The 8,423-nt window shown below is 33.6% G+C and carries 9 protein-coding genes; 3 read left to right on the top strand and 6 right to left on the bottom strand.

The genetic code is table 11. From position 1 onward, the window contains the following. Positions 1 to 150: 150 nt before the first annotated feature. The 5 genes from QZ659_RS19370 to QZ659_RS19350 form a co-directional block, all read right to left on the bottom strand. A complete protein-coding gene (locus QZ659_RS19370; protein ID WP_291728530.1) occupies positions 151 to 1,128 on the bottom strand; it encodes a LysM peptidoglycan-binding domain-containing protein in 978 nt (325 codons plus the stop codon). A 93-nt stretch (positions 1,129 to 1,221) separates the two neighbouring features. After that, on the bottom strand, positions 1,222 to 1,806 hold the full coding sequence (gene ruvA, locus QZ659_RS19365) for a Holliday junction branch migration protein RuvA (protein ID WP_291728528.1): 585 nt from the start codon (positions 1,804 to 1,806) through the stop codon (positions 1,222 to 1,224). A gap of 130 nt (positions 1,807 to 1,936) precedes the next feature. Beyond that, the gene (locus tag QZ659_RS19360) at positions 1,937 to 2,770 is read right to left on the bottom strand and encodes a DUF5694 domain-containing protein (protein ID WP_291728526.1); all 834 of its coding nucleotides are present in this window, start codon (positions 2,768 to 2,770) and stop codon (positions 1,937 to 1,939) included. 182 nt (positions 2,771 to 2,952) lie between these two features. Beyond that, positions 2,953 to 4,110: an acyl-CoA dehydrogenase family protein gene (locus QZ659_RS19355; protein ID WP_291728524.1), complete on the bottom strand. Its 1,158-nt coding sequence runs from the start codon at positions 4,108 to 4,110 to the stop codon at positions 2,953 to 2,955. A gap of 142 nt (positions 4,111 to 4,252) precedes the next feature. After that, positions 4,253 to 4,903 (bottom strand): hypothetical protein, encoded by a 651-nt coding sequence (locus QZ659_RS19350; protein WP_291728522.1) that lies wholly within the window; start codon positions 4,901 to 4,903, stop codon positions 4,253 to 4,255. 113 nt (positions 4,904 to 5,016) lie between these two features. On the opposite strand from QZ659_RS19350, the gene QZ659_RS19345 reads away from it, so the two are divergent. The 3 genes from QZ659_RS19345 to QZ659_RS19335 are packed head-to-tail and all read left to right on the top strand — an operon-like array spanning position 5,017 to position 8,170. Beyond that, positions 5,017 to 5,922, top strand: a complete 906-nt coding sequence (locus QZ659_RS19345) for a DUF2167 domain-containing protein (protein ID WP_291728519.1) — start codon at positions 5,017 to 5,019, stop codon at positions 5,920 to 5,922. Positions 5,923 to 5,979: 57 nt separating this feature from the next. Continuing rightward, positions 5,980 to 6,948 carry a 6-phosphofructokinase gene (pfkA, locus tag QZ659_RS19340; protein ID WP_291728517.1) on the top strand — a complete coding sequence of 323 codons (969 nt, stop codon included), beginning with the start codon at positions 5,980 to 5,982 and terminating at the stop codon, positions 6,946 to 6,948. A 16-nt stretch (positions 6,949 to 6,964) separates the two neighbouring features. Next, a complete protein-coding gene (locus QZ659_RS19335) occupies positions 6,965 to 8,170 on the top strand; it encodes a hypothetical protein (RefSeq protein WP_291728516.1) in 1,206 nt (401 codons plus the stop codon). A 71-nt stretch (positions 8,171 to 8,241) separates the two neighbouring features. Here the strand turns inward: QZ659_RS19335 and QZ659_RS19330 are convergent, their stop codons facing one another. Then, entirely contained in the window at positions 8,242 to 8,391 is a 150-nt protein-coding gene (locus QZ659_RS19330; RefSeq protein WP_291728513.1) for a hypothetical protein, read from the bottom strand. Between the last annotated feature and the right edge of the window lie 32 nt (positions 8,392 to 8,423).

Below are 8,423 nucleotides of genomic sequence, written 5' to 3'. Positions count from 1 at the left end.
TGTTTTTTGTAAAAAAAGCATAGAAAAAGTTGCAGCGCAACATCCTATTTGTAGAATGGATTATCATAATTTTGGGAGTTGCAGCGCAACGAAATGTAAAGGATATTTTTTTGATATAAAACAAAAAGAGATTTTTGTTGTACACCCATGCTACTCACTCCAACTCAAATATACAGGAAACTCCTTGCTCATCGTCCCTAGTTTTCTAGCAGCTGCACGACTAATAATTATAACTACATTTTTGTTTGCATCTATATCTGGAAAATTTCCAAGAACTTCGACCACTACACTTCTGCCTGTGCTTTCAAGGGTAACTCTTATTTTTGTACCTGTAGGTGCTGTTCTGTGCATTGCTTGTAATTTATCTGTGCTTAGAAAAGCATGACAAACCCCCGACTCTGAATGTGGCTTACCTTTTTGCGTTTGAGTATTGGAAGCACTCGCCACAATAAAAACTTTTTCGTTGTAACCTTCTCCTTGCCCAACTATTATTTTCTGTCCTGCATTGATTTGCCCTGTTTGATTATTGTTCCATTTTTTTAGATTCTCTACACTTACGCCATACTTTTGAGATATAGAATATAAAGTCTCTCCACTAATTACCAAATGATATTTTTTAGCTGCTTGAGTCTTTGCATTGGGGTCTTTTGCTGGACTATAAGCACTCACAGGAACATCATATAAGTCTTGATGACTATTTGGATAGGGAATGAGAAGTTCTTGTCCTGTTTGTATTTGAGTGGTATAGAGTTCGTTGAGCTCTTTGAGTGTTTTGACATCTGTTTGAAACTTGGAAGCAATAGAAAAAAGTGTTTCATTAGGTCGTACTTTATAGCCTTTTAGTTGAGAAATTCTGTAGGCTGTCTGTGGGTGTGGAATGTATAAAATTTGCCCTATCTGTAACTGTTTCTTTGCGCTAGGGTTCAATGTAATGAGTGTTTCTTTATTTACCCCATATTTTCTAGCAATTTGGTAAATATCTTCGCCAATAGTAACCTTATGTTTTATGTATAAATTATTCCCCCTACGTTCCAAACCAACAGAATCCTTTACAACTCTAAAGGTAGAGAAAGCATGAGATGCAAAATGAGTAAAAAAAACAAGAATGAATGGAATAAAAAATTTCATTTTAGTAAAATGGATTTTAAAGATGGGAGAATTAGAATATAAATACAAGAGATGTTTTTATTTATTGGAAACTGATTACTGCTAACTGAAAAACTACCCTTCTTGCAAACTATACGTAATAAGTTCTTCCAAAGAAATATCTGTGCCGTATTTTTTAAGAATAGCATTAATGGTTCGGTCAGCCACAAGTTTTGAGAGTCCTAGACTAACAAGAGCATTTGAAGCCTGTTCTTTGAGTGCGCTACTCATTCCAGATTCGTCTTGAAGTTGGAAACCTTCTTTAGCGAGTTTGTCTTTTAAGTCTAAAATCAAGCGTTCGGCTGTTTTCTTCCCTATTCCCTTTACTTTTGTAATAACTGCCGTTTGTTGGTTGATAATCGCATCTGCCAACTCAGAAACATTCATAGCAGAAAGCATCACCAAAGCTGTATTTCTTCCCACTCCAGAGACGCTAATCAAATGCAGAAACATTTTTTTCTCACTTTCAGTAGCAAACCCAAAAAGCTCTTGAGAATCTTGTGTTACGCTCAAATACGTAAATAACTTAGACTGTTGTCCTTCTTGAATAACGGAGTAGGTTTGAAGCGATATTTTAATTTCATATCCTACACCATTTATATCTATAACAGCTAATGAAGGTTCTCGGTGCGTAACTTTTCCGTTGAGGTAAGCAAACATTTTTATAATAGATTTGTAGATGAAATGCCCATCAGTGATACTAATTTATCTATCAAAGATAAGCAAAAAACCAGTCAAGAAAAATGTCTTTTCTTGACTGGTTTTGAAAAAAAGAACCTCATTTGCCTCTTTATTCTAAAACTTCTTGTAGTTCTATTCCTTTCAAATTAGAGTGTGTGGAAATGATTTTGTTAATCAATGCGACATGACTTGAACCTAATAACATCATTACTCTTTCATCTTCATTGGTTATCTGTCTCTGCATTATTGAGAGCATATACAAATTTCTTCTATACCACTCTGAGGCTAAATATGCACCTACAAAATTATCTTGCCCACCTACTTTATTTATTGTTTGAGTATAAAGAGACATATCTTTTTGGCGTAAAGATGAACTATTGAGGAAGTATAATATTTCTGTAAGCGACTTATCAGCATCTATTTGGGCATCAAAACTTACTGAGAACTCTTGAATAGTTTGCATAATTTCTTCTTGTAATGCTACTTGATTATTCTTTTGAGCTATTTCCATCAAACTATCAAAAGGAAAGTTTGCATCTGTATAATCCATTGCATAAACTTTGGCATGACCTAGCTTTTTAGCTGCACGAAAAGCAAGTTGAAAAATTTCATTTTGTTTGTAAAACTTAGAAAGTTTTGGGTTCTCAAAATATGTTCCTACCAAATATAGATTATACAAGGAATCTAATTGTTCTTGTTCGTTATACTCCCACTCTACAAAAATTTTGGAAGGATTATAAACCTTTATTTTTTCTGCAATTTCATCTAATTCAGTTTGACTTTTCTCACTTTCAATATCAAAACTTTTTGTTTTGGCTGCATCAAGCCCTGGGTTATTGAAGTGGAATGTTCCGAAAAGCAGAACTTCTGTGGGTTTGTGTTGAGCAATTACAGAAAATGAAATACATAACGATAAAAACAAAAAGAGCCATATTTTTTTCATAGTGTGGTAAGATTTAAGTGATAATAATTTAGAATAAAAAAATTGTTTTAATGATATGACTACTAGAGTTCACTATCTATAAAAAGGTTGCACTTATCTAAGAAAAATATTTCATATACAAAAAGACCATTCTAATCTTAGAAATCAGAATGGTCTTCTATTTTTTTATAACTTAGAGAATATTATTTCAAAATAGCTCTTGAAATAACGAGTTTCTGAATTTCAGAAGTTCCTTCTCCAATCGTACAAAGTTTAGAATCACGATAATATTTCTCTACTGGAAAGTCTTTTGTATAACCATAGCCACCAAAAATCTGTACAGCTTCCATCGCTACTTTTACAGATACTTCTGATGCTAGATATTTAGCCATCGCAGATTCTTTATTTACATTTATACCCTTACTTTTTAGGTCGGCAGCTTGTCTTGTCAAGAGTTCGGCAGTTTCTACATCCGTTGCCATTTCTGCAAGTTTAAAGGCAATTGCTTGAAACTTTGCGATTGGCTGATTGAACTGCTCACGCTCTTTTGAGTATGCAATAGAATGACGTAATGCTCCTTTTGCAATTCCTAAACTAAGAGCTGCAATAGAAATACGTCCACCGTCCAATACTTTCAACGACTGTACAAACCCTTCGCCTACTTCACCTAAAATATTGTCTTTATGTACTCTACAATTATCAAAAACAAGTTCTGCTGTTTCTGAAAGACGCATTCCTAATTTGTCTTCTTTTCTTCCACCAGAGAAACCTTCTGTTCCCTTTTCAATCACAAAAGCTGTCATGCCGTGAGAGTCGCCTACTTCACCAGTACGGACAATCACAACTGCAATATCTCCACTTTTTCCGTGAGTGATAAAGTTTTTAGTTCCGTTCAACACCCAGTAATCGCCATCTTGTACGGCAGTAGTACGCATATTGCCTGCATCTGAGCCTGTATTGGCTTCTGTAAGTCCCCAAGCACCAATCCACTCGGCAGTGGCTAGTTTTGGAAGCCATTTTTTCTTTTGTTCTTCATTTCCAAATTGCAAAATATGCCCTGTACAAAGAGAATTGTGGGCAGCCATTGAAAGTCCAATAGAAGGGTCAATTACGGCAAGCTCTGAAATAGCTGTTACATATTCTTGATAACCAAAACCACTTCCTCCATATTCTTCTGGTACTAAAACGCCCATTAAGCCCAAATTTCCTAATTCCTTCATTACTTCCACTGGAAAGTGTTGGTCATCGTCCCATTTGTTACGATTAGGAGTAATAGCACGTTCTCCAAAATCTTGTATCATTTTGGCAATCATTTGGAGTGTTTCTTCTGTGCCTGTTTGTGTAGGTGTTGCTACTGACATAAATTTTATTTATTAAGTAATTATTTTATTGGTTTTAGCCTTAAAGTTACGAATTTTTTGGGATAAATTTCACATCAAAAACTCGTAAAACTGTTATAGCAGACGACCAAATGCAGAACCTATTTGTTTAACTTTCAGAAATTTAAAAAGCAAATCCTAAAGTAATTCCTAGACGAAGATCATTTTTGTAGCCTGCGTTTAATTCCTTTTTTGTTCCTTGAAAGTTTATGTATTCAGATGTCCCCTCTTCAGAACCTGAAATCAAAAAGCCATAGCCTAGAAAACCAGAAACAGCAAGACGGTTGTAGTTATATCTATACCCTGTATTTAGCCCTACAAAATAACTTTCATATTCATGAGAAACTTCTCCAACTCCACTATTAGTAAAAGATGTTTGAATTTCATTTCCTTGTCTGTATTTTGAATATACCCCTGCAAAAAGTCCGTCGCTAAATTTCTGATTACGCCTAGCAAAGAAATAATAACGGTATTCGGCTGCTAGAGAAAACATATTTCTATCCTCGTTTGAATAAAGACCATTGATATGATAATTAGCACCTAACCAAACAGCATGACTTCTAAAAGCTCGCTCATAACTTGCTACTACATTAGCTCTTGTAAATCCTAAAAGATTTATTGAAACTCTATTTTTATACTTTTCATATTGGTTTTTAGTCTCTTTTTTAGAGCTACTGTTATCTTTTGTGTCACTTTGTGCAAATATGTTAGGAGATAAGGTTAAATAAAAAAATAAGATGAGAAGCAAAGCATATTGTTTTTTAAAAGATGTCATTTTTTTGGAATTAGAATGAAATATTAAATTTATAAAAATCAAATTAAAGAATAATTTTGTATCTTAAATAAAAACCACAATAACACTACTGAATTTTTATAAATTATAAGGCTATGAAACGATATGTTTACCTTTCATGCAGCTTTTTTAATCTTCTACTGATTTATCTTCTTTTTACAATTTCTGTTTTAGCTCAACATAAAAACCAGTCTGTTGGTCAGATAGGAAATGTAGATTTAGCAGGTGTAGCTCTGCTTTCCGTTCCTAAAGGATTTGTTTTTATGGAAGGAAATTCTGTTCGCTCTCCTTACCAAATAGAATGTGATAGTATCAAACATTTGGGTTGTTTGGTAGCTGTGTCGCCTACATCAGCAAATAATGACGATGCTCCTCCTTTTATTATAGAATTGATATATGTTGAGACAGGCTATATACCTGATAGTGTGCTTTTAAAAACTCCTGAAGATTTTTTTTGGAAAGATATTACACAAATCAACTACGAAAAAAATCAGTATATAAAGGCAAAAGGATGCGATACATTGTCTATTCAGTCTTGGGCAATGAAACCTTATTTTTTGCAAGAAAAACATCAATTACAATGGGCTGTTTCTTGTAGTTCTAATAATCAGAATTATGTTCGTTATAGCACACATAAGTTAGGACGATATGGAGTATTGGAAATGAATATCAGCACTTCTCCACAACACCTTTTAGAAGTAAACTCCCAAATCCCACTTGTTACTTCTAGCATAGATTTTTATGAAGGTTTTAAGCACGAAGATTTTGACCCTAACTTCGACAACTTGGCTGCTTTTGGCTTCGCTGGAATATTGGCAGGTAAGGTGCTGACGAAGGTAAAAGTAGTTCCTTTTATTTTCAAATGGCTCAAGTGGCTAATTATTGCTCTATTAGGTGTATTTACATTTTTTAAAAGAAAATTAATCTCTAAAGAGTTAGATATAGATTTGGAAAACAGTTTAGAAATAAGCTATCTTGATACAGAATCAGAAAATGAATAATCAGCTTATTTTATTTTCTCAAATAACCAATAATTAACCTTAATCACTCATTTAATCGTGAAACGAATTGGAGTTTTTACTTCTGGAGGCGACTCACCTGGAATGAATGCCTGTGTGAGGGCTGTCGTAAGGGGTGCGCTATACTATGGTGTCGAAGTATTTGGAATTTATAGAGGCTATCGTGGAATGATAGAAAATGATATTCACATGATGACCTCTAGGGATGTTAGTAATATTATTCAGCGTGGTGGAACTGTTTTGAAAACAGCTCGTAGCCAACGCTTCCTAACAAAAGAAGGAAGAAAAAAAGCCTATGAAAACCTAAAAGCCTTAGAAATTGATGGATTAATTGCCATTGGAGGAAACGGAACTCTTGCAGGAATGCAAGCCTTTTCGGCAGAGTACAATATGCCTTTTGTGGGTGCACCTGGAACAATAGACAACGACCTCAATGGAACAGATTACACTATCGGATTTGATACAGCCATCAATACAGCTTTAGAAGCCATAGATAAAATTAGAGATACAGCCGATTCTTTGGAGCGAGGTTTTTTTATTGAAGTAATGGGCAGACATTGTGGAGATATTGCTCTCTTGACAGGCATTGGAGGAGGAGCAGAAATTGTAATGCTTCCCGAGATTGTGGATTCTTTGGATGAGATAGTAGAATCTATCAAAGAAATGTTAGCCAATAAAAAAACTTCTTTAATTGTGGTGGTAGCAGAAGGCGACGAACTTGGCAATGCAGAGGAATTAGGAGTAAAAGTAAAAGAACAAATTCCAAAATTTAAGTTTAGAGTAACCAATCTAGGGCATATTCAGCGTGGAGGTTCGCCCACAGCAGCTGATAGAGTGTTGGGCAGCCAATTAGGCTTAGGAGCAGTAGAAGGACTTTTATCTGGCAAAACGAATGTTATGGTAGGGCAGCTAAAACGTAAAATGACCTACACACCTATCGAAGAATGCCTAAAACCAAGAGCTATTGATAATGAGCTTGTACGTATGCTTCGAATTTTGAGTACTTAGAATTTTATTTAGAAGAATGTCAAAAGATTATTACAATAAGCCAAAAGACTTTGAAGACATGCAAGTTTATGTTGACAAAGTAGAAGAAGCTAAAAAAGAAGGAAAACCAGTTGCTGTCCAAGCCTTATGGGATGGAGACACACAAGGGTGGTATATCTATATGCAAGTAGTTATAGAGAATGAAGATAAAAAAGAACTACCAACTAACGTATTTTTATTAGAACTGATTGATAAATCTACTTTCAATTACACAATGATAGATTTATGCAGTCTCCGTTTTGCATCAGATATAAGACTTTTCAATGGACAACCTACACCTTGGGAAGAAACAATCGTAGCAAAAAAAATTGGAAACTACATCAGCAAAAGATACAACATTCCTTTTTGGTTTCCTGCTTCAGAAGCTCCAGACAATGACTGTCCTTCTTGGCTACAAAGAAACCAAGGAATACACTGTGCTGATTGCAATAAACTTATAATTCCTACTGACAGTCCTTATTTACCAAAAGATATTTGTTATAGTTGCCATACAGAAAGAAAATCAAAAAAAGAATTTAACAATGATGTTTCTACGAATGATGAATTGACTATTTATAAGGTAAATTCTGATGCAGATAAAAATAACTTTGCTTCTTATAAAGAATGGATGATGACTCAAGTTAAAGATAAAGGTATTTATAGTATTCTTGATACTATTCTCTATGAGAAAAATACAGATATAGAAAAGATTGAAGCCTATAAACTTTACGATGATGATTTGAAAAAAATACTGTTGACATATGAAGATAAAGTAACAGAGTTTTTAAAAACCTATGATGAAGAAAAGATTAGAAAGTTGCCTAAACAAGACTATTTGCACGAAATCCAATATAAAAATAACAATTATTTTGTACATCAATTTTTTGACAGAAAGGTTATTGATAACATAAATACTGTAGAATCTTTACAATCTGTTATTGATAATGAACAATATCTTTACCTGTTTTTCTCAAGAAATAAAACAAGACAACTAAATGCTATAATGGCATTTATAAAAACAGAGGAAGATATTACTCTTCAAAAAATAGTAGATTATTATTCTAGTGTTGGAGATGAAAAGTATAGAGTAGCCTTGAGCAAAGAGCAAATCAATAAAAATATTCAGAGATTGGCAGAAAGAGGGTATATTTCGATTGATAAAAACGAAGTAGTTTCACTTACCTTCAAAGGAAATTTTTATTAACAATAATAAAAACTCATTCTACAAAACTTGTAAAATGAGTTTCTATATTTATATAGTTAAGTAACTAATAATTACTCCACTGTAATAGTATCTAAAGTATTTACTTCACCATTTACAATAACTACATCAGAGATTGTAATTGGAGAAAATGCTAAAGGAGGCTCAACTCTTACTTGATACGTTCCAGCAGAAAGCTCTTTTATTAAGTAGTTAGTTTTCACAAAATTGTTATTTTGTATTTCTGATTAAAAAT

This window comes from Bernardetia sp. (assembly GCF_020630935.1).
Classification (GTDB): domain Bacteria; phylum Bacteroidota; class Bacteroidia; order Cytophagales; family Bernardetiaceae; genus Bernardetia.
Note: the sequence above shows the minus strand (reverse complement) of the source record. Positions and strands in the feature narration are given on the sequence as shown.

Coding starts and splice junctions, on each gene's coding strand:
- QZ659_RS19370 (WP_291728530.1), bottom strand. CDS start 1,128: ATGAAATTTTTTATTCCATTCATTCTTGTTTTTTTTACTCATTTTGCA.
- QZ659_RS19335 (WP_291728516.1), top strand. CDS start 6,965: ATGTCAAAAGATTATTACAATAAGCCAAAAGACTTTGAAGACATGCAA.
- QZ659_RS19360 (WP_291728526.1), bottom strand. CDS start 2,770: ATGAAAAAAATATGGCTCTTTTTGTTTTTATCGTTATGTATTTCATTT.
- QZ659_RS19355 (WP_291728524.1), bottom strand. CDS start 4,110: ATGTCAGTAGCAACACCTACACAAACAGGCACAGAAGAAACACTCCAA.
- QZ659_RS19345 (WP_291728519.1), top strand. CDS start 5,017: ATGAAACGATATGTTTACCTTTCATGCAGCTTTTTTAATCTTCTACTG.
- QZ659_RS19350 (WP_291728522.1), bottom strand. CDS start 4,903: ATGACATCTTTTAAAAAACAATATGCTTTGCTTCTCATCTTATTTTTT.
- ruvA (WP_291728528.1), bottom strand. CDS start 1,806: ATGTTTGCTTACCTCAACGGAAAAGTTACGCACCGAGAACCTTCATTA.